The organism is Flagellimonas algarum (assembly GCF_040513375.1).
In the GTDB taxonomy this organism is placed as follows: Bacteria; Bacteroidota; Bacteroidia; order Flavobacteriales; family Flavobacteriaceae; genus Flagellimonas_B; species Flagellimonas_B algarum.
The window spans coordinates 205,856-230,199 of sequence record NZ_JBEVTG010000001.1; the positions used below are offsets into that span (position 1 = coordinate 205,856).

Below are 24,344 nucleotides of genomic sequence, written 5' to 3' on the forward strand. Positions count from 1 at the left end.
TCATTCGAAACAATCCTGACATGGCTTGCGCCCAAAGGTATAGGTGAGGGTTATACCCGAGAACACGTACCAATCGTCACTAAACACATTTCCAAATCTAAATTGCTCAAAGTTAGAACCTTCTGGATTACTTCCATCCAAATTATCGGTAAAAGTGTATCGAGCGCCAATTTCAGCACCTAAGATGAAAAACTGGCTCAGGCGATATTTCGCCCCAATGGTCATTGGAATCGCGAAACTACCATCTTTTTGGTTAATACGCTGTACCTGTTGGGCATCAAAATAGTTAAAATCGTATCTAAAATAGGTCACCCCGGTATAAAGGTATGGGGTAAAGGCAGGACCGAGCTTGTGCAGGTTGTATTCGACGAAGTTGAATTCGAGTCCCGCAGAAAACTCCAAAATCGTATTGTCTATTTCATAGTCGCGCTGCTCCCTTGAAGCGAAGCCGGATTGGGAGTCCTTGAACGAAAGGTCACCCCGATAGACGCTGGCCCGCCATGCGTAGCGCTTGCTGCGGTTCCATTTAAAGACCCCGCCAAAGGCGAGGTTCGACGGTAAAATGAAATTGGTTCGCCCCACATCACCGATTCCGTTCGCACCCCCAGCAAACAACCCGATTTCATAGGTTTGTGCCTGAAGCCCAAAACTTGCCAATAAAACTACCAGTATGAATGTTCTCCTCATATTTTCGTGCTGCTATAGCAAAAACAATACCTAATATGGAATTCGGCCGCTATATAATGTTCTCTTTGTAAAACTGGAAATGACCGTATTTATTGTTTAACGATCAATTGCGGCGGTCTTCGCCCCAGAGGAGTTTGTTGCGGAGGGTCTTGAGAAAGCTTTCCGACTTGTATTCGATCATTTTAATGGTAAAATCGGCCTTTTGGATCAAGAGTTCTTTCCCATTGGGAATCGTTGCGATACGCGAATCCAAGGAAACCAAATGATGCTCTTCGCGACCCGAGACCTTAAGGCGTATTTTGGTATCATGATCGATCACCAACGGACGTGCATTGAGGTTATGCGGGGCTATGGGGGTCAACACCAGTGCTTTTGCCGTGGGTGCTATTACGGGCCCGCCGCAACTCAGCGAATAGCCAGTCGATCCGGTCGGGGTCGAAATGATGAGGCCATCGGCCCAATAATTGGTCAAGTACTCGTCATTCAAATAGGTTTCAACGGTGATCATCGAAGTGGTATCCTTTCTGCTGACGGTAATTTCATTTAGGGCGAAATTCAGCGGTCCGAATCCATTATCGCCATCTTCCATAAGGATTTCGACCAAACTCCGCTCTTCAATGGTAAAGGCGCCATTGATAAATTCAGTGACTACTTTACGGACATCTTCTTTTTTGAAAGTAGACAGAAAACCCAAACGACCGGTATTGACCCCAACGATGGGGATCCCATAGTCCTTGACATAGGCAACGGCACGCAGCATGGTTCCGTCACCCCCAAAACTGATGAACAGATCAAAAGAATCGTCAAGTCCATGGTGCATATCGAAGGTGCCGGTCTCGATGAAGCCGTGATGACCGGTAATCTTTTCCTTGAAGTCAGTGAGGATATGGACCCCTGCCCCTACTTTGGCCAATTCTTCGAGCAATTCCAAGACAAAAGGAACGTCTTGTTCCATCAAAACCTGACCAAAGATCGCGACCTTCATCTCAGACATTTAGGTATTTATCCAAATAATCCGATCGTTGTTTCAGGTCTTCGATGAACTGATCGTCGTTGTTCCCGAAAAGGATGGTGTAATTGTAACGACGAAACGTCTGGATCACCTCATTCAGGTTACTGCCACCGATTTTGACGGTTATCTGAACAACGTCGTTTTGACTTTCGGTAATAAAAGCCCCGATAAGGCGGCTATTGTTGCTCTCTACGATTTGCGAAATCTCACTGAACGAGTAGTCTTTGATGCCCTTGGCCACGACTACGATGCCCCCGGGTTCGGTAAAAAAAGGAGTGCCGATGAAAAGGGCCACGATGTCATTTAAATCGTAATACCCCATCACACGGTTCGAATCGTTCAAAACGGGTAATAGGTTCGCTTCGTTCCTTGCGAACTTTTCCAAGACATCGAGCCACGAGGTTTCGGTAGTCACAAAGAAAGATTCCAGCTCGTAGCGGAATTCCTCAATGGTCTTTTCAGCTTCAAAGCAAGCCAGGTCCTCGGCTGTCAACAAGCCTAGGAAAAAACCGTTTTCCGTGACGGCGATGTGCGAAAAAGTGGACTCATCGAAAAATTGGATGACTTTTTCCAACGGTTCCGACACTTCGAATACGGGAATCGAGTCGAGGATGTGATTTTGAATGTGCATAACGTAATACGGGTTGCAAATTACAAATTAATCCCTCGCAAAAGGTGTGCCCATTTTGTATTTTTGCGGCTTAATCGAAGAAAGCGATGACGAAATTAAGCGTCAACATCAATAAATTGGCCACCTTGCGAAATGCCAGGGGTGGCAACGTGCCGAATTTGATCACGGCGACCCGCGACATTGAGGGTTTCGGAGCGGAAGGGATCACCATCCACCCTAGGCCCGATGAGCGACATATCAAGTACGCCGATGCCCGTAATTTGAAGTCCGTTGTGACCACCGAATACAATATTGAAGGCAATCCCATCGATAGTTTCGTCGACTTGGTCTTGTCGGTACGCCCGACCCAAGTGACCCTGGTGCCCGATGCGGTAGATGCCCTGACTTCGAATGCGGGCTGGGATACCATAACCCATCGCAGCTTTTTGGTCGATGTGATCAAAACGTTCAAAGAGGCGGGCATTCGCACCTCCATTTTCGTCGATCCGGTGCTTCCCATGATAGAAGGTGCTGCAGCTACCGGTACCGATCGCATCGAATTGTATACGGAGTCATTTGCGGTTGGTTATGCCGAAGGTGATTTTGATAGTGTGGTTCCCTTTGCCCAAGCGGCCCAGTTGGCACATGAATTGGGCATGGGCGTCAATGCGGGCCATGACCTCAGTCTTGACAACATCGCCTTTTTCAAGGACAAGGTTCCACATTTGTTGGAGGTCTCGATCGGTCATGCCTTGATCTGTGAGTCCATTTACCTAGGCCTCGAGAATGTCATTTCAATGTATTTACACCGGTTACGCCCATGATTCTGCATGCAAAGGTTTTGGGGGAAGGTAAACCCCTGTTGGTATTACATGGTTTTCTGGGGATGTCGGACAACTGGAAGACCTTGGGCAACCAATATGCGGAAAAAGGGTTCGAAGTCCATCTGATCGACCAGCGCAACCACGGAAAGAGTTTTCATTCCGAAGATTTCGATTATGGCTTTTTGGCAAACGACCTTTTGACCTACTTGCAGCATCATAATATACTAAAAGCGAACATCATAGGACATTCGATGGGCGGTAAAACAGCTATGGAATTCGCTTGTAACCACGGCCCGATGGTCGACCGCTTGATCGTTGCCGATATCGCTCCCAAATACTATCCTCCACACCATCAAGAAATCATCGATGCCTTGGTCGCCATGGATATTGACAGTGTCGATAGCCGTTCTACCGCCGATCAACGCCTGTCACAACGGCTCTCGAACATCGGGATACGGCAGTTTTTGTTGAAGAACCTGTACTGGAAGGAAAAAGGTCGATTGGCCTTGCGCTTCAATCTGGATGTTTTACGCTACCGCATGGACGAAGTCGGTGAAAACATCGGCAGTACGGATAGTTTCGATGGGCCGACCCTATTTTTAAGGGGCGAACGTTCCGAATACATCCTTCCGAACGATTATGAAGGCATCTACAGACACTTCCCTAGTGCCCAAATCGACACGGTTCCTAAGGCAGGCCATTGGGTGCATGCCGAAAACCCCAAAGCGTTCTTCGACAAGTCATTGGAATTTCTACTTTCGTAATTTAAGGGCCAATTTATTATGCATGCATAATTTTTTTGTCCCTTTTATTGTATGTATGACAATTTTCCTCTAGATTTGGTAGCACTGGAATAACGATTAATTTACTCAAACTAACTCAAACACTTTTGATATGAAAAAGTTCCCTGCCCTTCTATTGATGATGGGGCTTGTTCTTGTTTCTTGTTCGGATGACGACGATGTCATCGTCGATAATGGTGGGATGATGGACGATCCCATTACGTTTACAAGTGGTTCTGCAAACTTCTCGAATTTCGTTGCCCTTGGCAATTCATTGACCGCGGGCTTTTCAGATAACGCCTTGTTCATCGCAGGGCAAGAGGCTTCCTTGCCCAATATGTTGGCTTCCAACTTCGCTTTGGCGGGTGGTGGTGCCTTTACCCAGCCTTTGATGGCCGATAATCTCGGAGGATTGACCCTTGGGGGTACCCCGATATCGGGCAATCGCTTGATCCTGTCCTTTGCTTCAGGTTCACCTGCACCGGTACCGGTAGCGGGTCAAGGGGCGACCGAGGTATCCAATGTATTGTCAGGTGCGTTTAATAATATGGGGGTACCCGGAGCGAAAAGCTACCATCTTTTAGCACCTGGTTATGGTAACGTTGCCGGTGTCGCAGCCGGGTTGGCCAATCCGTACTTCGCGCGATTCGCTTCAGACCCCAACGCCACGGTACTGGGTGACGCTGCTGCACAAAGCCCTTCATTCTTCATGTTGTGGATCGGTAATAACGACGTACTCGGTTATGTTGGTTCAGGAGGTTCCGGGGTCGACCAAACCGGAAACCTGGATCCTTCCACTTATGGAGGATCCGATATTTCAGACCCCAATGTGGTTGCCGGATCTATTGATGCCGTGCTTCAGACCATGACAGCCGGAGGTGCCGGTGGGGTTATTGCCAACCTTCCCGATGTAGGAAGCATTCCGTTCTTGACCACAGTACCTTACAATCCCGTTCCGTTGGATCAGGCGACCGCCGATTTGTTGAACGGGGCCTATGCCGCATACAATGGTGGATTGGCACAATTACAAGCGTTGAATTTGATTTCAGCCGAAGAAGTGGCCCAACGCACCATCAGCTTTGCCGCCGGTGATTCCAACCCTGTTGTTCTTCTCGATGAGGACCTGACCGATTTGACCGCTTTCAATCCGGCCTTGATCAATATGCGTTTATCGACCCCTGACGATTTGATCGTCTTGCCTGCCAGCTCGTTTATCGGCACTTTGGCCAACCCAATGGACCCGACCTCGATCAATGGCGTGGCAGTACCCTTGGCTGACAATTGGGTCTTGACACCACAAGAACAAATGGCAGCGAACAACGCTTTGGAAGCTTACAACCAAGCCATTGCGGCTTTGGCAGCACAATACAATCTAGCATTCGTCGACACCAACGCCCTTTTCGATGGCATTCGTGAGAATGGATTTCCTTTGGCCGATGGTAGTTCGGTTACCACCACCTTCGGTACCGGAGGCGGGTTCTCGTTGGACGGGGTACACCCCTCACCACGTGGATATGCGATCTTGGCCAATGCCTTTGTCGAGGCCATCAACGCCCGTTATGGTTCGAACCTACCCGGGGTGAACCCATTGGACTTTACCGGACTCTATATCGAATAGTCTAAAAATAATCGTATTTTAAAGCACCGTTCGCGGTGCTTTTTTTATGTTATGAAACTACTATTTCGAATTTTATTGAGTGCCCTCGCCGTTGTCATCTTGGCCCAATTGCTGCCAGGTGTCGGTGTTGATTCATACGTCACGGCGATAATCGTGGCCGTTGTACTCAGTGTATTGAACCTTTTGGTCAAACCGATCATGGTGATCTTAACCCTGCCGGTGACCATCCTGACTTTAGGACTCTTCCTATTGGTCATCAACGCCCTGATCATCTTGCTTGCCGACTATTTCATTTCGGGTTTCCAAGTCGACGGACTGCTCTGGGCCATCGTTTTCAGTTTATCGCTCTCACTCCTGCAGTCGCTGTTTTTCGGCCTACTCAAAGAAGACAAAAAGAAGTAGCGTTCGTTTTGATTTTCAATTGTTTGAAAACTTGGTACGCAAACTAAATTGTAGTACTTTTGCGTCCCATTTTAGAAAAGCAAATTGCAGTATTGATGAATATTACGAAAGAGCAGATCGATGCGTTGAATGCAGTGGTCAAAGTAGCGATTACGAAGGACGATTATGAGGAAAAGGTAAATACCATTCTCAACGATTATCGAAAAAAAGCCAATATCCCCGGATTCCGTAAGGGCCAGGTTCCTATGGGCTTGATCAAAAAACAATACGGTAAAGCGGTATTGGTCGATGAGGTGAACAAATTGCTTCAAGACAACCTGAACAAATACCTTACGGAGGAGAAATTGGACGTTTTGGGCAACCCACTCCCCAAGCAACAGGAAAACTTCAATTGGGATAGCGACAACCTTGATTTTGAATTCGAATTGGGCCTAGCCCCAGAATTCGACGTACAGGTCAAGACCCGCAAATCGATTACCCACTATAAAATCGTGGCCGACAAGAAAATGATCGACGAGCAGGTCGACCGCATCAAGAAACAATACGGTAAAATCGTTTCGAAAAGCACCGTGGAAAAAGGTTTCGAATTGACCGGATCCTTCAAGAACGAGGCGGAAGAAATCGATAATAAAACCACCCTTGAATTGGATAAAATCAAAGCCAAAAAGGCTTTGGATGCCTTCTTGGGCAAACAATCTGGTGACTCGGTCATGGTGAAGACCAAGGGCTTGTTCAAAGAAGAATACCTACTGGCTTCAGCCTTGGGCATCAATCGCGAAAAAGCGGAAAAGCTGAACATCGAGGTGACCTTCACCATCGATGAGATCAATGAAAGGGAAGCCGCCGTTCTAGACCAGGAGCTCTTCGACAAACTTTTCGGAAAGGATGCCGTAAGCTCTGAAAAGGAAATGCGCGAAAAAATCAAGGAGGATTCCGAAAAACAATTCGAACAACAGTCCGATCAAAAATTGTTGAACGACATTACCGAAAAGTTGATCTCGGATACCAAGTTCGATCTACCATCTACCTTTTTGAAAAAATGGATCCAAATCAGCGGCGAGAACCCATTGACCGAAGAGCAGGCCGTTGAGGAATTCGAAAAATCGGAAAAAGGATTGCGCTACCAATTGATCGAAGGCAAGTTGATCAAAGAAAATGACCTGCAGGTACAATTCGACGAGTTGAAGGAGTTCGCCAAAGGGTTTATCAAGTCGCAAATGGCACAATACGGCCATCTTGACCCAAAAGAAGAAGAATTGGAGACCATCGCCACCCGCGTTATGGGTAATCAGGAGGAGGTCAAAAGGATGTCGGAACAATTGATGAGCCAAAAATTGCTCAACCTGTACAAAGAAAAAGGCAACCTTAAGGTCAAGGAAATCAGCTACGAGAACTTCGTCAAAGAAGTCTACGGATAGCATCCTAAAATATGTTTATCTTTACGGTTCTGGAATTTTGGGTTCCAGAACCGTTTTTTGTTTAAAATAAGCGCTTCAAATCCTATGGATTACGGAAAAGAATTCAAAAAATTCGCTACCCAGCATCAGGGCATAAACAGCATGTATTACGATCAAATCGTGAGCAGCATGCTACCGGTGAACATGACACCGAACATTATCGAAGAACGTCAAATGAACATTGCCGTTTTCGATGTTTTTTCACGATTGATGATGGACCGCATCATTTTTATGGGTACGGGTATCAATGACCAAGTCGCGAACATCGTGCAGGCGCAGTTGTTGTTCTTGGAAAGTACCGATGCCTCCAAAGACATTTCGATATACATCAACTCCCCAGGTGGAAGCGTATATGCCGGTTTGGGCATTTACGATACCATGCAGTTCATCAAACCCGATGTAGCTACCATTTGTACCGGTATCGCTGCGTCGATGGCGGCCGTATTGCTTTGCGCCGGTGAACCTGGCAAACGAAGTGGGCTGACCCATTCAAGGGTGATGATCCACCAACCAATGGGCGGGGCCCAGGGCCAAGCCAGTGATATCGAAATCACGGCCAAGGAAATATTGAAACTGAAAGAAGAGCTTTACCACATCATAGCGAACCATTCAGGGCAGACCTATGATAAAGTATATGAAGACAGTGATCGCGACTATTGGATGAAGGCCGATGAAGCCAAATCCTATGGGATGATCGATGAGATTTTGGTAAGGGATCGTTCGTAATCGCGAACTAACCCTTAACACGAACACCTTCAGAGGAACAACGAACACCAAATGTCCGTTTTTTACGTTATGTAACCTTGAAGGCCGTTTATACGAAGCAGTATGGCAAAAGAAAACTTGGAATGCTCATTTTGCGGGCGAAAGAAACCTGAGACCAATTTATTGATCGCAGGCCTCGATGCCCATATTTGCGATCGATGCATCGAACAAGCCCACAGTATAGTCGCTGAAGAATCGAAACAGTCTAAGAACAATGACCTGTCTTCAGAACTGGTACTGCGCAAACCCATGGAGATCAAATCGTTTCTCGACACCTTTATCATCGGCCAAGAACGGACGAAGAAGGTGATGTCGGTCGCGGTTTACAATCATTATAAACGATTGCTTCAGCCCAAAGGCAAGGAAGACGATATCGAGATCCAAAAGAGTAATATCGTCATGGTCGGGCAAACCGGAACCGGTAAGACCTTGATGGCGAAAACCATTGCCCGCATGCTGAACGTACCTTTGGCGATCGTCGATGCGACGGTGCTGACCGAAGCAGGTTATGTCGGTGAGGATGTCGAGAGTATCTTGACCCGTTTGCTTCAAGCCGCCGATTACAATTTGGAAAAGGCCGAACGGGGTATCGTTTTCATCGATGAGATCGACAAGATCGCCCGTAAAAGCGACAATCCATCGATAACACGTGACGTTTCCGGTGAAGGGGTACAGCAAGGACTGTTGAAGTTGTTGGAAGGAACCGTTGTGAACGTACCGCCCAAAGGAGGACGAAAGCATCCTGATCAAAAATTCATCGAAGTCAATACCGAGAATATCCTTTTTGTGGCCGGGGGTGCCTTCGACGGCATCGAACGCATCATTACCAAGCGCTTGAACATGCAAGCGGTCGGATACAGCGCTTCTAAGGCCGAAGACAATCTGGATAGTGAGAACATCTTACAGTATATCATTCCGAAAGACTTGAAAGAATTCGGATTGATTCCTGAAATCATCGGTCGTCTTCCGGTGTTGACCCATATGAACCCCCTAGACAAGAAAACGCTTCGGGCCATTCTCACCGAACCTAAAAACGCGATCATCAAACAATATGAGAAACTGTTCGCGATGGACGATATTTCGTTCGGTATTACCGAGCAGGCCTTGAACTACATCGTTGACAAGGCGGTCGAATATAAATTAGGGGCCAGGGGGCTACGCTCACTATGTGAGGCCGTATTTACCGACGCCATGTTCACCATGCCCAGTGGTGAGGAAAAAGAATTCAAGGTTTCAAAGGCCTATGCCGAGGAAAAACTTTCCCATGAAACCATCAAGAAATTGAAAGCGGTCTCTTAGATCAAACTTCAATGCATAAAAAAAGGGAGCGAATGCTCCCTTTTTTATTTTGATGTTATACTATCAAACGGCTTTGCGGGTCACTTTGTTCAAAAGATCCATACAAACATCACCGATAATCTTTTCGTCAGAATAGAGTTCGTGGCCGAAGTTAGGGATGACTTCCAAATCGACCCCTATTTGGCTTTCCCAATGGGTATCGGGTTTGAACGCATCGTTGCCGCCAAAGATCAGGTTCATTTCGCAATCGGGTTTCTGCGATTCCATACGGATACGCGTTGGTGAAACGGCGGTCAAGGACTTCATCGGAAGCCCCATCAATGCGGCTTTCCAGGCAATGGTTCCACCGGTACTAAAGGCTAAATAATGACTGGCTTCGGTTTCTTTACGCAGCAAATGTGCGGCTGCGGTCGCAATACCACCATCCACGAAAGCCTTATGCAAATTCTCTTTGGTATTGACCAATTCATTGATATTGGCCAATTGCTGACAGTCATAGAACGTAATGTCATAATACTGTTGCAGGTAACCAAAATAAGAGGTAATCCAGAGGCCTTTCTTAACGCCCCACATGTCAGATAAAACAACAAGTTTTTGTGCCATAATCGTGTTGAATGTAAGTTTTTGGTGGTTTAAAGGTGTTAACAAAACGTCGGATAAACCAAAATATTGGTTCAATTCGAATTTTCTTTCGATAAACCGTCAAAAGTTACGAAAACGTTTTCGTAAAAATTTAGGGAATTGTATATGAAGGGGTGTTTACTGTACGGAATGTGCATTTAGATGTAGCAATTCTTCCAAATGTTCCCGTTCGTTCGAAAGTCGTGGCACTTTGTGTTGCCCTCCCAATTTGTTCTTGGTCTTCAACCAATCGTAGAACAGATTGGGCCGCGCCTGATGTACCTTGGGCATCTTTAAGGTCGTATTGTTATAACGTTTGGCCTCATAATCGGAGTTCAGTGATTTCAGGGCATTATCCAAAAATTCGGTAAAGTAGGCAATGTCATCCGGTGGGGTCCTGAATTCGATGATCCACTCGTGTGAGCCTTTTTCGCTCCCGTTCATGAATACCGGAGCAGCGGTATAGTCTTTGATCTCGGATCCCGTTTTTTTACAGACTTGCTTTAAGGCCTCTTCGGCATTTTCGATGATCAATTCTTCACCGAACGCATTGATGTGGTGTTTGGTACGGCCCGTAATTCGAATACGATACGGGTCAATTGAGGTGAATCGAACGGTATCACCGATCATATAACGCCATAATCCGGCATTGGTCGTTATGACCACGGCGTAGTTCTTTCCGGTTCGGACTTCCCATATCGGAATCGCTTTGGGATCCGCCGATCCGAATTCCTCCATGGGGATGAACTCATAGAATATGCCATAATCAAGCATCAGCAACAGGTCTTCCGAATTGTTTCGGTCTTGGATCGCAAAGAACCCTTCAGAGGCATTATAGGTTTCATAATAGTTGAATCGTTTTCGGGGCAAGAGCTTGCGGTATTGATCTCGATAGGGGGCGAAACTCACTCCGCCGTGAAAATAAACCTCAAGATTCTCCCAGACTTCGAACAAATGGTTCTTCCCTGTCTTTTCGAGTACGTTGTTGAGCAAGACCAGCATCCATGAGGGTACTCCGGCCAGGCTGGTCACGTTTTCCTTGATGCTTTCCTCAATGATCGCCGCCAGCTTCGATTCCCATTCGCTCATCAAGGAGACCTTGCTGCTTGGCGTGCTGCTGTACTCCGCCCATAATGGCATGTTGTCGATCAGTATGGCCGAAAGGTCACCGAAAAACGTTCCATTATCCTCGTACAACTCTTTGCTACCCCCTAACCGAAGGCTTTTGCCCGTGAACAACTGTGAATTCTCGTTGTTGTTCAAATACAGGCATAACAAATCCTTTCCCGATTTATAGTGGCAATCTTCCAAAGCCTCGGAACTTACGGGTATGAATTTGCTCTTGGCATTGGTGGTTCCACTACTCTTAGCGAACCACTTTATCGGGGAAGGCCAGAACAGGTTTTGTTCGCCGCGACGTGTTTTTTCAATCAGCTCGGCCACACCTTCATAATTAACTATCGGAACCCTTGACGCGAAGGTGGCATAATCCGGTATGGAATCAAAGCCGTACATTTTGCCGATTTCGGTATGTTTGGCGACATAGAGCAATTGCCGCAACAGTTCGTCTTGAACATCGGCCGGATACTTGAGGAAAAGCTCAATTTGATGGTACCGTTTTTTTAGCAACCATGAGGCTATGGAGTTAAACAACGGTATCTGCATTTTCGGTATCTTTAGTTGGCTTTTAGCTAAAATAACTTTTATTTCAATTTCGTTCAAACTCACCTAACCTATGCTATTCGAAGGCGTCTTGCGCAAAATGCGCACTGAATGGGGGCAACCGATCCAATACTACCTGGTATTCGACAATGATTTCATCAATATGAACCAGGCGCTGAACAAGCGGCTGTCGATTTCATTCATCAAATACCAATGTTTGAATTGTGGCGAGAACAACCCTATTTACCGTCAAGGGTTCGACCGCAATTGTTTTTTTGAAACCCCACTGGCCGGCGATTGGATCATGAGGCCGGAACTGAGCACGGCACATCTCGATAAGGAAGATCGCAACCTCGACTATGAAAAGCGGATGCAATTGCAACCCCATATCGTCTATTTGGCGAACAGCAGCAATGTAAAAGTGGGTGTAACACGAAAGGCCCAGGTTCCCACACGTTGGATCGACCAAGGGGCGCACGAGGCCATCGAAATCGTCGAAGTGCCCAACCGGTACTTGGCCGGAATCACGGAAGTGGCCTTAAAAGCCCATGTGAGCGATAAAACAAGTTGGCAGAAAATGCTTAAAAACGATATTGAGGATGTCGACTTGAAAGCCTGGCGCGAGAAACTCAAACCCTATATCCCTGAAGAGACCATCGAGTATTTCATCAACGAAAGAAAAGAAACCGAAATCGAATTCCCGGTGCTGCAGTATCCTGAAAAAGTAAAAAGTCTGAACCTGCAGAAAACACCATCCTACGAAGGGGTCTTAAAAGGAATCAAAGGGCAATACTTGATTTTTGAAGACCAAACGGTTTTTAACGTGCGGGCGAACGAAGGCTTGTATGTCGGCATCGACATCAACTAGGCAGACCAAGCGGTATTGGTCTAAAAAGGTCTTTTGGCCTTTTTATTTCGGCTACTCCTGAAATTACGACTAGCCCGGGTCATGAAGTGGACCCCGACCATGAGGGCACTAATGAGTATGATCGAAATCAAGATTTGATAAAATTCTTCCGGTAATCCCATAGTAGTAAGATACGAAAAATAAATCAAACCTTTGAATTTGAGCTACTTGACGGACTGTTGAACGAAATGAGCCCCTGGTCGACCGCGGTCAGTCCACCGAATCCTTTTTCTTCTTCTTTTTACCGAGTAGCCCGCCTAAAATGCTTTTGGCTGCATCCTTGACCTCATTGCCTTGGGTAGAATCTTTTGGGATGGAATCGGATTTCCCTTCCCCAAGCAGTCCTCCAAGTACTTTCCCTACCGCATTTCCCGAATTGGTGGTAGAATCCGTCTTGGTGCTATCGGAGGCATTCCCCAAAACATCACCTAAAAGGTCTTTGACCGCATCGCTTCCTTGGGCAACTAATTTCCGCTTTTGGATCTCTACCAACTGTTTCGTCAATTCACCTACTCCGCTAGTGAAATCACTTTGGACCTTCGGATCGGAATAATTTCCCCCTATCGTTGCAGTTACCGGAATGGTCAGGCCTTCCAAGTCATCATCATCGATTTGGGCGATCAACCCCTGTACTTCGTTTCCCAAATATTCAACCGGCACGTCAACCTTGACCCGATAGGCCAATTCGTTCGCAAAGGTATGCGAACCATCGAGCGTAAACGTTAGCTCTTCATAGGCTAAGGCCAGGGGCTTTACCTTGACTTTGCTGTCTTCGAATTCAAGTGCGGCTTTAAGGTCTTTGAGATTCCACTTTTCCAAATCCACGAAACTCAAATTTTGGTCCAGCGAGGCCAGCAGTGGCGTGTTCTGCGAACTTACTTTGGTCGCCAACAATTGGGCGAGCACATCACCGGTCAATGAAGCAAGGTTGGGGGTCAGGTCGTCATTAAGGTTCCCAGACAAACGGATTTCGGTATTCATCCGACCTTGCAGGGCATTGGCAATCGGAGCCAAGGCCTTGAACAATTTCAGGGATTTGAACGATTCGGCGATTTCGACGGCATCGAATTTCAAGGCCATATCGAAGGTGCCGGTTTCGGCCTTGGTGGCGACATTCCCGTTCAATCCCAATTGGCCCCCGAATATGGAAGAGGATACGTTCTCCAAGGTCGCGGTCTCATCTTTGATACGCAACCGACCTTGTACATTGTCGAGGGTCAAATCATCATAGGTCACCCTTGTAGCGCTGGCTTCAATGGTGCAATCCAAGAAAGCCGGAAGTTTGACGCGCGACCCCGGTTCCGCGGATGCTTCCGCAGTTTCGGGCGAACTATCATCGACCATGAAATCGTCAACCGTGAATTGATTGGAGCTTAGGGTAAATTCGCCTTGGAGGTCTTCTTTGTTGAATAGATACCCGAGCATATTGCTTACCGTTCCGAACGCCTTGAAATCCGACGCTCCGGTACGGCCTTCAAAATTGTTCAAGCGAACCACGGTCGGCGTAAACGAAAGGGCGGCCTTATCGATCATCACAGGATGCGTCAATGCTTCCGATCGGTAACGGAAGTCTTGCAACTGCACTTCCCCTTGGGTCGAAGTCCGCTCATAAGCCTGTTCATCCAAAGCCGCCATATCGAAAGAAGAACGGATATCGGCCTGTAATTGGCCGGTCAAATCGTAGGAATCGGGCAAGGGATACGCCTGTGAGATCTTGGCCAAATCGATGCGCCCGTCGGCTTCAAAGCCCACCAGGGGGTTTCCCAATAATTTTTGGATGGAGGCCTTCAACTTGAAAACGTCCTCATCGATTCGAAAACCCAATCGATCGACCTTGACGAAAGTATCCTCCAACAGGCCCGTACTGTTGGCGATCTTGGCTACCAGAGCTACATCGGTCACCGCCTTGGGCAGATCAGGATATTTGAACGAGGCATTATCGGCGATGAGGTTGATGTCGAAATGTGGTACCCGGGTTTCGTCGGATATTCCGGAAACCGTTCCTGCCACTTCGAATTTCCCAGAAGTCCGAACCTCGGCTAGGTCTTTGGAGTAGGTTTCTGGAAGCACCGCCAAAAAGTTCTTGAAATCCGAAGTCGGGGTTTCAAAGCTAAGTTGTATGTCTTGGCCCGTTTCAAGCAATTGCACATACCCATCGAATACCAAGGGCAACTGATTGATGAGTGCCTTGTTTTCTTTAAAGGAATACTTGCTTTGCAACAGATCGATACCGATGTCGGCATCTAAGGTTACGGCTTGGGCATTGAGGTAGGTGACGCTATCCATCACAAAAGAAACCATCGCCTCTGTATGCGTAGATAAAGTAGATCGATCCAACGCCAGGTCACCATTGCCGATATGTACCATATCGTCGATCTCGAGCACCATGCCCGTACCTTGATCCCCATAGCGCAAGCGGGCTTGTTGCAGTTCGTAATGTTTCACATCCAACTGGAACCCTGAGGTATTTTCCTCCGAGCTTGTTTCTTCTTCACTCCCGGTTTTTGCGATATCATAATTCGCCCGTTCCAATGAATCGACTACGATATTCAAATAGGGTCGGTTGACCACGAACTCTTTGATCTGTATGGGGTCATCGGCAGCTTTGAACAACTGACCGAAGGAAAGTTCCAAAGCGATATCGTCGGCAGCGAACAAGGTATCACCGGCAAATGGGGCGTGGTTCACCAAGCGTACCCCCTGTAGGTCGACATAGGCGTTCGGAAAGTCCTTGATCAAACTGATCTCGGCCTGTTCGAAATCAAAGGTCGCATTGATATTTTGATTCACCTTGGTCTTGATGACCTCGGCAAGTTTGTCTTCCAAAAAGAAAGGAAGGGCCACCAATAGGACTAGGATAAGGCCCAATAAGGCCCCTAGGATTCTAAGGATTCTTTTGCGCATTGTTCGAATTTTGGGGCAAAGGTGATGGGGCGTTATTCCAATACGATTTCCTCACCGACCTTTAGGTTAAAACGTCTTCGTATTAGATATACGAAAAGATACAGCAAAGGGGTGTCAAGGAATGCAATAAAAATCTTAAAAATGAAGCCACTAATCACCAATCCATAAAAAAGTTCCCAGGGAATTTCCCCAAAAGCGCACAATAGCAAGACCACGGTAAAGGTATCGATGAACTGTGACGAAAAGGTCGAAAAGTTGTTCCGCAACCATAAATAGCGCCCTTTGGTCACCCTTTTCCAGAAATGGTAGATCTGGATATCGACGAACTGGGCCAACAGATAGGCCATCATCGAAGCGAAGACCGCAACTATCGTATTTCCGAAAACCTGTTTGAACAGGCCGCTATCTACAGGTGACCAATCGGTAGCCGGAACGGCAGATGCGGTGTACACGATGGCCAAAGAGAAAAAAGAGGCAAAGATGCCCGCGACCACTACTTGGTTGGCTTTTTTCTTTCCGAAAATCTCCGAAATCAAATCGGTGATCAAAAAGGTGATGGGGTACGGCAAAATCCCTACCGAAACCTCAAACAAAGGTGCCCCGAAAACGGTGACCTCCCCGAAGGGATTCCAGTAGAAAAACTTTTGGAAAATCAGGTTCGATACTACCAAAGAGGTGATGAACAGCGCCCCGAGATAGAGGTAGATTGAAAAAGCGGTCTTCTTGTCCTTCGGACTCATGGGGTTATTTGATGTTCAACACAAAGGGCATGCGCGCCTGTATCCCTTTTCGTTCGGTCATCGTCTTCAGCTGTTTTAGGGTTTCATAGGTTTCTTCGCCGATTTCTTCTTTGATGAGGTCGCTACCGATTTTAGCTTTGGCCCCACCGAGATCATCCATCAACTTTTCGAAGTCGGATCGGTATCTCGGGTATTTCCGGATGCCGTAGTCACCCAAATCGGCCAATTCAGCGGCCGCCTCGATGGCGTCATCCAAATTACCCAATTCATCTACGAGTCCGAGTTGCTGGGCTTCTACCCCACTCCAGACCCGTCCCTGGGCGATTTCATTGACTTCTTCCTTGGTCATGTTACGGCCGTCGGCCACCCGCTCTAAAAAGGTATCATAGGTTTGCTCGATGCCTTCCAAAATCTGTTCCCTAAAACGATCGGTCATCGGCTCGAAAACGGAATAGTCGATCGAATTTTCATTAGTACCCACCTGTTCGGCGTTCACGCCTATATTGCCGGCCAATTCACTGATGTTCGGTATGGTTCCGAACACACCGATCGATCCTGTGATGGTGGTCGGTTCGGCGAAGATCTTATCGGCACCCACCGCGATGTAATAGCCTCCAGAGGCGGCAACGTTCCCAAACGAGACGACCACGGGCTTCACCTCAGCGGTCAAGGCCACTTCGCGCCAAATGATATCGGAAGTCAGTGAACTGCCCCCTGGCGAATTCACCCGCAAGACCACGGCTTTGGTATTGTCGTTGTCACGTGCCTTTTTCAACGCCCTGACCATCATGCCTTGGCCGATATACTGACGATCGCCTTCCCCATAGTAAATCTCCCCTTGGGCGTAGATTACGGCGATTTTGTCCTTTCCGGAGCGACGCCCTCGATTTTTGGCCGCTGTCACATAATCGGAAAGACCGATATAGGTCAACTTGCTATCTTCGGATTGCCCCATAGTCTCGCGCAAATGCGCTTCGTATTCATCAAAGTAACCGACTTGGTCTATCAATCCGGAAGCGACGGCAAGATTCGGGGTACGACCCCCTAAGGTATCCGCTATGCGGTTCAGTTCATCGACGGTCAGCTCGCGGTCACTGGCGATATCCTCCAACATCGATTGCCAGACCGAACCGATCAGTTCCTTGATCTGCGAACGGTTTTCGGCACTCATTTCATTCGCCAAAAAAGGTTCTACCGCACTTTTATACTTGCCGTGGCGTACCACCTCCATTTTGACCCCTGTTTTTTCTTGTAAGTCTTTATAGTAGAGCACTTCGGTCGCCAGCCCTTTGAAATCAAGCACCCCTTGCGGGTTCAGATACACTTCATCGGCCACACTGGCCACGTAATAGTCTTTCTGCGAATAGAAATCGGAATAGGCATGCACGAATTTCCCAGTGTCTTTGAAGTCTTGCAAGGCCCTTCGGATCTCTTGTGATTGGGCGATCCCGGCCAACAAGTAACTGGTCTCGATACTGATCCCTTCGATGCGTGAATCGCTTTTCGCGACCTTCAAGGCGTGAAGGATGTCATCTAAGCCCTGTCCTTCTTCGAATAGTCCGCCAAAAGGATCCGAATCGGTACTTCCCACATAATCGCTGATGGGCTCGGTAAAGCTGATCCTCAGGATCGAATTCCCGCGTACGGTCACCCCGCCATCACTCGACCCGATCATTGCCGCTGAAATGATCAGCAAGAGGTAAAAGCAGACGAACAGAATGCCGAATGCGATGATACTTCCCAATATCGACGCCAATAAATTTCGCAAAAACTTCATGCTGTAGCTACATTTTGTAAAGTTGCAAAGATAACCAATGTGCCTATCTTTTACGTACTTTGCCAGTTAGTAGTATGAGTGGCAAAATTGTTACATATATTTCGTTGGGAAGTAATATGGGCGACCGGCATTGGTCGCTACAAAAGGCCCTGTTTGAAATAGCAGGGGACTGTGGTCCCCTCCTTTCCATTTCCAAGGTGTATGAAAGTCGTGCCATGGGCTTCGAAGGGGCCGATTTCCTCAATGCCTGTTGTGGCGTCGAAACCACCCTCTCCCCTTCAGAACTCCTAGCACGTCTTTTACAGATCGAATCACGTATGGGACGCGGTCGCACCCCGGGTTCCGGCTATGAGGCACGACCCATTGATTTGGACGTGCTGTATTATGGGGATGCGGTCTTGCAGACCGATAACTTAACGGTACCCCACCCCGGCTTGCACGAACGCGATTTCGTTCTCAAACCCCTGGCCGACATCGCTCCGCAGCACTACCATCCCATCCTAAAAAAAGACACGAGGAACTTATTGCAACAATTACGCGAATCGAACGACCTGATCAAAACGGATCTCAAGCTCCATAGTGGGCGCACCGAACTTTTCGCATCCTGTCCTTTTTTGGCCATTGAAGGCAATATCGGTGCCGGAAAATCGACCTTGGCCGGGCGAATCGCTGAAGAATTCAACGCTAAACTGGTTTTGGAACGATTTGCCGACAATCCGTTCTTACCCAAGTTCTATGAAGACCAATCGCGCTACGCCTTTCCGTTGGAAATGTCGTTTTTGGCAGACCGCTACCAGCAATTTACCGACGACACCTCGCAATTCGACCTCTTTAAGAATTTTATGGTGAGCGATTACGACATCTATAAATCCTTGATCTTCGCCCAGATCACCTTACAGACCGAAGAGTTCGACTTGTACCGCCGCATGTTCAATTTCATGTACAAGGAAGTACGCAAACCCGATATCTACGTGTACCTCTACCAACGTACGCCGCAGTTGCTCCGGAACATCCATAAAAGAGGGCGTGACTACGAACAATCGATCAGTGCCGACTATCTCGACAGCATCCATTCGGGGTATATGGAATTCATGCGTACCCTGCCCCAAAAGAACAGCTTGATCATCGACATGGAAAACAAGGATTTCGTAGGACGGATCGTAGATTATACCGCCCTTCTCGACATCTTGGGAGCCAAAATCCTGGAACTATCCCGTTAAGATAATTTTTAGAATTTATTTGGATATCAAGAAAGGTTTTATTTTATTAGCACCCTGCTAAGACAGAAACTAACTAACTCAAACTATATGTTTAGCCCTTGATTCACTTCAAGGGCTTTTTTTTTGAAGCTTGTCAAGCTTCGTCCAAACATCCCAAACCACCACTCCGGTACTTACTGAAATGTTCAACGAATGCTTGGTGCCGAACTGGGGGATTTCGATCACCCCATCACAGGCAGACACCACGTCTTGGGTGACACCTTTGACCTCGTTACCGAACACAATGGCATAGGGTTGGCCCGGTTTTGGCTCGAAATCATGGAGCATTTGGGCCCCTTCGGCCTGTTCGATGGCCAAGACCTTTACGCCATCGCCCTGCAGGGCGTGTACCAACGACAGGGTGTTTTCACGATATTCCCATGCTACACTTTCGGTCGCCCCCAAGGCAGTTTTGCGAATGTCTTTATGGGGTGGTGTCGCGGTGATGCCGCAGAGGTAGATTTTTTCGATCAGAAAGGCGTCGGCGGTACGAAAGACGGAACCGATGTTGTTCAAACTCCGAATATTGTCCAAAATAATGATCAAGGGGGTTTTGTCGGCTTTTTTGAATTCGTCCGTATTCAATCGATCCAACTCGCTATTGGCCAGCTTCCGCATAATTTATCCACTTTTGGGCCCGAAATATCAACAATGGCATACAGACCCTGTACAACTTTTTATTTTCGACAAAAATACACGTATTCGATTTGGCCGGCACAAAGACAAAGAAAGTCACCCCTTTGATGAAGCAGTACAATGCGATCAAGACCAAGCATCCCGATGCCTTGTTGTTGTTTCGTGTAGGCGATTTTTACGAAACGTTCGGTGAAGATGCCGTTAAGGCCGCCCAGATTTTGGGCATTGTACTGACCCACCGCAACAACGGGGGCGACCAGACCGAATTGGCGGGATTTCCGCACCACTCGTTGAATACTTATTTGCCCAAATTGGTCAAGGCCGGGCAACGCGTGGCCATCTGTGATCAGCTTGAAGACCCGAAACAGACCAAAAGCATCGTCAAACGAGGGGTTACCGAGCTCGTTACCCCGGGTGTCGCCTTGAACGACGATATCCTCCAAGCCAAAAGGAACAATTTTCTAGCGGCCGTCCATTTTGGACGTAAGCAACTGGGCGTCGCCTTTTTGGATATTTCGACCGGCGAATTCCTAACTGCCGAAGGCAGTGCCGAACAATTGGACAAACTGCTACAGAACTTCGGGCCCAATGAGGTCTTGGTCTCCAAAGACCACCGCAAGGAGTTCACCGAGCTTTTCGGACAGGCCTACCATACCTTTTACCTTGAAGATTGGGTCTATCAAGAAGATTATGCCCTTGAACGGTTGACCGGGCATTTCAACGTGAAATCACTACAAGGGTACGGTGTCGCCAAGCTCGAACAGGGCATTATCGCTTCGGGGGCCGTATTGCATTACCTGTCTGAAACCCAGCACCGCCAACTGCAGCATGTCAACAAAATCCAACGCATAGCCGATGAACATTATGTTTGGATGGATCGTTTCACGGTGCGTAACCTCGAACTATACCACTCGAACCACGCCAATGCCGTGACCCTTTTGGAGGTTATCGACAAAACGATATCACCCATGGGTGGGCGGCTGTTGAAACGTTGGTTGGCCCTTCCGTTGAAATTGAAGGACCCCATTATCGAACGGCTTGAGATCGTCTCTTTCCTGCAAAAGGAAAACACCTTGTTGCATCGCATTCGCGAAGGCATCAAGAAAATGGGCGACCTAGAACGCTTGACCGCCAAAATCGCTACGGGCCGGATCAGCCCGAAAGAGGTCATCCAATTGAAAAACTCGCTCGAAGCGGTCGTACCGATCAAGGAGTGGGCCATGGCGGCCGATAATGAAGCCTTACAACATTTAGGCTCGGCACTGCATGCCTGTGAGGACCTTCGTAGCAAAATCAAGGAACGGCTCGATGAATCGGCACCCGTGCAGATCGGAAAAGGCACCACCATCGCCGAAGGCTATTCGGAAGAGTTGGACGATTTACGCCAGCTGGCCTTTTCGAGCAAAGACTATCTCGACCGCATGTTGGCCCGAGAAACGGAGACCACTGGAATCAGTTCGTTGAAAATCGCTTCGAACAATGTCTTCGGATATTATATCGAAGTGCGCAACACCCATAAAGACAAGGTGCCCGAATCGTGGATCCGTAAGCAGACCTTGGTGAATGCCGAGCGCTATATCACTGAAGAACTCAAAGAATACGAAGCCAAGATCTTGGGGGCCGAAGAGCGCATCTTAAGTCTTGAGCAACAATTGTTCGAACAGCTCCTGGTCTGGATGCAGTCACATATCGAAGCCGTGCAAGGCAATGCCCAACGCATCGCCAAGCTCGACTGCCTCTGTGGGTTCGCCCAATTGGCACAAGAAAATGGCTATTGCCGGCCTACGATCGATGAGGGCACGGCACTCGAAATCGTCAATGGGCGGCATCCGGTCATAGAAAAACAATTGCCCCTTGGCGAAGCGTATATCGCGAACGACCTCAACCTGAACCGCGAAGAGCAACAGCTCATCATGATCACAGGGCCCAATATGAGCGGAAAATCAGCGATCTTACGACAAACCGCATTGATCGTCATCCTAGCCCAAATGGGCAGTTTCGTACCAGCCGAATCGGCCAGGATCGGGGTGGTCGACAAATTGTTCACCCGAGTCGGGGCCAGTGACAACATCTCTATGGGCGAATCGACCTTTATGGTCGAAATGAACGAAACGGCGTCGATTTTGAACAACCTTTCAGACCGCAGTCTGGTATTGCTCGATGAAATCGGTCGCGGCACCAGCACTTATGATGGCATCTCCATTGCCTGGGCGATTGCCGAATACCTGCACGAACACCCCAGCAAACCGAAAACGCTTTTCGCCACGCACTACCACGAATTGAACGATATGACCCAATCGTTCGCGCGTATCAAAAACTACAATGTGGCCGTAAAGGAATTGAAAGACCGGGTATTGTTCATGCGCAAATTGGTCGCTGGGGGCAGCGAACACAGCTTCGGGATCCATGTGGCCAAAATGGCGGGCATGCCGCAACATGTCATCCAAAAAGCAGGTAAAATGTTGAAGAAGTTGGAACAGTCGCATAGTGGGGAGAAAATCGCTGACAGCCTGCAGGCGGCCCAAAACGAAATGCAACTGAGTTTCTTCCATTTAGACGACCCGTTGTTGGAAGAGATTAAGGAAGAAATCCTCCATTTAGACATCGATACCCTCACCCCGGTCGAGGCCTTGATGAAACTCAACGAAATCAAACGCCTTTTGGACCGCAAAAAAAAGGCCAGCTCTTAAGCGAATTTTCGTTTGCGAAATTCTTTTGATTTTAAAGAAATATGTTAACTTTGCGTCCGCACTTTTAGGAAGTGTATGTTCATTCTTATGCGAAAATAGCTCAGTTGGTAGAGCATCACCTTGCCAAGGTGGAGGTCGCGGGTTCGAATCCCGTTTTTCGCTCGAAATGACTCCGCTCAGTCCACACGGGTGGAGTTTTTTTTTGATAAGTCCAATGGCTCGAGTGGTGGAATTGGTAGACACGCCGGACTTAAAATCCTGTGGGCATTTGCCCGTGCGGGTTCAAGTCCCGCCTCGAGTACGAAAAGCTAAAAACCAGTGCGATTGCACTGGTTTTTTGTTTTCCCTTATTTACCTTGAATGCTAGTGAGGCGAGTCCCGGTGTCATGGAGTGATGCTTCATGAGGGTTAGTGACATCCACAAAAATCGTATTTTCACCTGGTAAATGAACACACTGCCCGTTATCAAACCAAAACCAGGTCGCCATTAGTCTGCTTTTCATCCTAATTATCGTTTTGCTCGGGGCTGTGCAAGGGTTCACCCTATGCCTCTACCTCTTTCGTGTCAAAAGGGAGAATAAGGCGGCATTCTGGTTTTACCTCTTGTTCCTATTTTCCCTTTCCTATTTCAATCTCATTTATTTTTTGACCTACATGGGGATCGAGACCATCGGTGACCTTCCGATAAGTTCCTTACCCTTCCCCTACAAATACCTTATCGCCACCGGCTTTTTCATGTACCTTGACCGTTTGATCATGAGCAAGGACCGACCGAAGTTCGACTTGAAATTGTTGCTCTTCGTACCTGCCCTCGCTTATGCGATCTTAAGGACCTATTGGTATGTCAACATGCATTTGGGCGGTGATGAACAGCTGTTTTATCGGGTGTACCAAACCGGTTTTTTCAACTACAATGAATTCGTGTACCTGGGTTTCAGCCTTATACTCATCGGCTATGCCTTGGTACGGTACAACAAAGAACGCCCTAAGGTCAAAGGGGGCAAAAAGGCCGTTCAGAATTGGGACTGGATCATACGGTTTACCAGGGTGTATTTCATTTTCATTGCGGTGAACCTGGGGCATCAGATCATAGCGAACCTTTTCGGCTTACAACATAAAGGGGAATTTTATTTGATCTTGCTTTTACTGAATTCCCTCTATATCTATTGGGTGGGATTTGTCAGCTTTTCGAAATCGAAGTTGTTGTTTCCCAGATTCGAGCTTTCCGATTCGAAAGATGGGGCGAATACGGCGCTTCAGGCGAAAATCGAGAAACTGGAGCACTTGATGCAAGTCGAAGCCTTGTATACCCAACAAGAGTTGCGGGCCTCGGATCTTGCCGAGGCCTTGGAAATGCCTTCCAACCAACTTTCATTGTTGTTACAGGAAACCTATGGCATGACCTTTACGGAGTATATCAATGGATACCGGGTCGAAAAGGTAAAAGAATTGTTGAAGTCCGACGTATTAAAGACCTACAACCTTGCCGCGGTCTATGAACAGGCGGGGTTTCGTTCTAAATCGAGCTTTAATGCGGTCTTTAAAAACGTGACCGGTCAGACCCCAACGGCATACCTTAAATCGCTGGAACCTTAAGGGTGTCAGCTAAGAAAACAGACCACAAACTTTATGGTTTTTCGATACTATGGATTTCATAGAATCATAGCCATAGGAAAAATCAGGCTTTTGGAA

The 24,344-nt window shown here is 47.7% G+C and carries 20 protein-coding genes and 2 tRNA genes; 13 read left to right on the forward strand and 9 right to left on the reverse strand.

The window, feature by feature from the left end:
• The 3 genes from porG to ABV409_RS01050 all read right to left on the reverse strand — a co-directional run bounded on the left by porG (position 1) and on the right by ABV409_RS01050 (position 2,330).
• Positions 1-687, reverse strand: coding sequence for a type IX secretion system protein PorG (gene porG / locus ABV409_RS01040; protein ID WP_353875666.1), 687 nt, complete (start codon positions 685-687; stop codon positions 1-3).
• Between the two features lie 103 nt (positions 688-790).
• A complete protein-coding gene (locus ABV409_RS01045) occupies positions 791-1,672 on the reverse strand; it encodes an NAD kinase (protein ID WP_353875667.1) in 882 nt (293 codons plus the stop codon).
• A gap of 1 nt (position 1,673) precedes the next feature.
• On the reverse strand, positions 1,674-2,330 hold the full coding sequence (locus ABV409_RS01050) for a CBS domain-containing protein (RefSeq protein ID WP_353875668.1): 657 nt from the start codon (positions 2,328-2,330) through the stop codon (positions 1,674-1,676).
• An 86-nt stretch (positions 2,331-2,416) separates the two neighbouring features.
• On the opposite strand from ABV409_RS01050, the gene ABV409_RS01055 reads away from it, so the two are divergent.
• The 7 genes from ABV409_RS01055 (at position 2,417) to clpX (ending at position 9,456) form a co-directional block, all read left to right on the forward strand.
• On the forward strand, positions 2,417-3,133 hold the full coding sequence (locus ABV409_RS01055; RefSeq protein WP_353875669.1) for a pyridoxine 5'-phosphate synthase: 717 nt from the start codon (positions 2,417-2,419) through the stop codon (positions 3,131-3,133).
• Positions 3,130-3,897, forward strand: coding sequence for an alpha/beta fold hydrolase (locus tag ABV409_RS01060; protein ID WP_353875671.1), 768 nt, complete (start codon positions 3,130-3,132; stop codon positions 3,895-3,897). Before ABV409_RS01055 ends, ABV409_RS01060 begins: the two co-directional genes overlap by 4 nt.
• A 130-nt stretch (positions 3,898-4,027) precedes the next feature.
• Entirely contained in the window at positions 4,028-5,533 is a 1,506-nt protein-coding gene (locus tag ABV409_RS01065; protein WP_353875672.1) for an SGNH/GDSL hydrolase family protein, read from the forward strand.
• A gap of 51 nt (positions 5,534-5,584) precedes the next feature.
• A complete protein-coding gene (locus tag ABV409_RS01070; RefSeq protein WP_353875674.1) occupies positions 5,585-5,935 on the forward strand; it encodes a phage holin family protein in 351 nt (116 codons plus the stop codon).
• 95 nt (positions 5,936-6,030) lie between these two features.
• Positions 6,031-7,353: a trigger factor gene (gene tig, locus ABV409_RS01075; RefSeq protein ID WP_353875675.1), complete on the forward strand. Its 1,323-nt coding sequence runs from the start codon at positions 6,031-6,033 to the stop codon at positions 7,351-7,353.
• Positions 7,354-7,437: 84 nt separating this feature from the next.
• Positions 7,438-8,118, forward strand: coding sequence for an ATP-dependent Clp endopeptidase proteolytic subunit ClpP (gene clpP, locus ABV409_RS01080; protein ID WP_353875676.1), 681 nt, complete (start codon positions 7,438-7,440; stop codon positions 8,116-8,118).
• Positions 8,119-8,220: 102 nt separating this feature from the next.
• The gene (gene clpX / locus ABV409_RS01085; protein ID WP_353875678.1) at positions 8,221-9,456 is read left to right on the forward strand and encodes an ATP-dependent Clp protease ATP-binding subunit ClpX; all 1,236 of its coding nucleotides are present in this window, start codon (positions 8,221-8,223) and stop codon (positions 9,454-9,456) included.
• 63 nt (positions 9,457-9,519) lie between these two features.
• On the opposite strand, the gene ABV409_RS01090 is transcribed toward clpX, so the two are convergent.
• Together ABV409_RS01090 and ABV409_RS01095 are read right to left on the reverse strand one after the other, a co-directional pair.
• Positions 9,520-10,059 (reverse strand): hypothetical protein, encoded by a 540-nt coding sequence (locus ABV409_RS01090; protein ID WP_353875680.1) that lies wholly within the window; start codon positions 10,057-10,059, stop codon positions 9,520-9,522.
• Positions 10,060-10,215: 156 nt separating this feature from the next.
• On the reverse strand, positions 10,216-11,742 hold the full coding sequence (locus ABV409_RS01095; protein WP_353875681.1) for a GH3 auxin-responsive promoter family protein: 1,527 nt from the start codon (positions 11,740-11,742) through the stop codon (positions 10,216-10,218).
• Between the two features lie 70 nt (positions 11,743-11,812).
• Between ABV409_RS01095 and ABV409_RS01100 the strand changes: the two genes are divergently transcribed.
• Complete coding sequence (locus tag ABV409_RS01100) at positions 11,813-12,607, forward strand: DUF2797 domain-containing protein (RefSeq protein ID WP_353875683.1); 795 nt, start codon at positions 11,813-11,815, stop codon at positions 12,605-12,607.
• Between the two features lie 249 nt (positions 12,608-12,856).
• On the opposite strand, the gene ABV409_RS01105 is transcribed toward ABV409_RS01100, so the two are convergent.
• Genes ABV409_RS01105 through sppA form a run of 3 tightly spaced genes read right to left on the reverse strand, consistent with a single transcriptional unit; the run spans position 12,857 to position 18,067 of the window.
• The gene (locus ABV409_RS01105; protein WP_353875684.1) at positions 12,857-15,550 is read right to left on the reverse strand and encodes an AsmA family protein; all 2,694 of its coding nucleotides are present in this window, start codon (positions 15,548-15,550) and stop codon (positions 12,857-12,859) included.
• A 32-nt stretch (positions 15,551-15,582) separates the two neighbouring features.
• Positions 15,583-16,290, reverse strand: a complete 708-nt coding sequence (locus ABV409_RS01110) for a queuosine precursor transporter (RefSeq protein ID WP_353875685.1) — start codon at positions 16,288-16,290, stop codon at positions 15,583-15,585.
• A gap of 4 nt (positions 16,291-16,294) precedes the next feature.
• Positions 16,295-18,067: a signal peptide peptidase SppA gene (gene sppA / locus ABV409_RS01115; RefSeq protein WP_353875687.1), complete on the reverse strand. Its 1,773-nt coding sequence runs from the start codon at positions 18,065-18,067 to the stop codon at positions 16,295-16,297.
• A gap of 74 nt (positions 18,068-18,141) precedes the next feature.
• On the opposite strand from sppA, the gene folK reads away from it, so the two are divergent.
• Positions 18,142-19,287: a 2-amino-4-hydroxy-6-hydroxymethyldihydropteridine diphosphokinase gene (gene folK / locus ABV409_RS01120; protein WP_353875689.1), complete on the forward strand. Its 1,146-nt coding sequence runs from the start codon at positions 18,142-18,144 to the stop codon at positions 19,285-19,287.
• A 108-nt stretch (positions 19,288-19,395) separates the two neighbouring features.
• Here folK and ABV409_RS01125 read toward each other — a convergent pair whose 3' ends face one another.
• Positions 19,396-19,944 carry an RNA methyltransferase gene (locus ABV409_RS01125; RefSeq protein ID WP_353875691.1) on the reverse strand — a complete coding sequence of 183 codons (549 nt, stop codon included), beginning with the start codon at positions 19,942-19,944 and terminating at the stop codon, positions 19,396-19,398.
• A gap of 125 nt (positions 19,945-20,069) precedes the next feature.
• On the opposite strand from ABV409_RS01125, the gene mutS reads away from it, so the two are divergent.
• From mutS to ABV409_RS01145, 4 genes are all read left to right on the forward strand, one after another.
• The gene (gene mutS, locus ABV409_RS01130; protein ID WP_353875692.1) at positions 20,070-22,652 is read left to right on the forward strand and encodes a DNA mismatch repair protein MutS; all 2,583 of its coding nucleotides are present in this window, start codon (positions 20,070-20,072) and stop codon (positions 22,650-22,652) included.
• An 89-nt stretch (positions 22,653-22,741) separates the two neighbouring features.
• A tRNA-Gly gene (locus tag ABV409_RS01135) sits at positions 22,742-22,814 on the forward strand.
• Positions 22,815-22,869: 55 nt separating this feature from the next.
• Positions 22,870-22,953 (forward strand) — tRNA-Leu (locus ABV409_RS01140).
• Between the two features lie 215 nt (positions 22,954-23,168).
• Positions 23,169-24,248 (forward strand): helix-turn-helix domain-containing protein, encoded by a 1,080-nt coding sequence (locus ABV409_RS01145; protein WP_353875693.1) that lies wholly within the window; start codon positions 23,169-23,171, stop codon positions 24,246-24,248.
• Positions 24,249-24,344 lie beyond the last annotated feature (96 nt).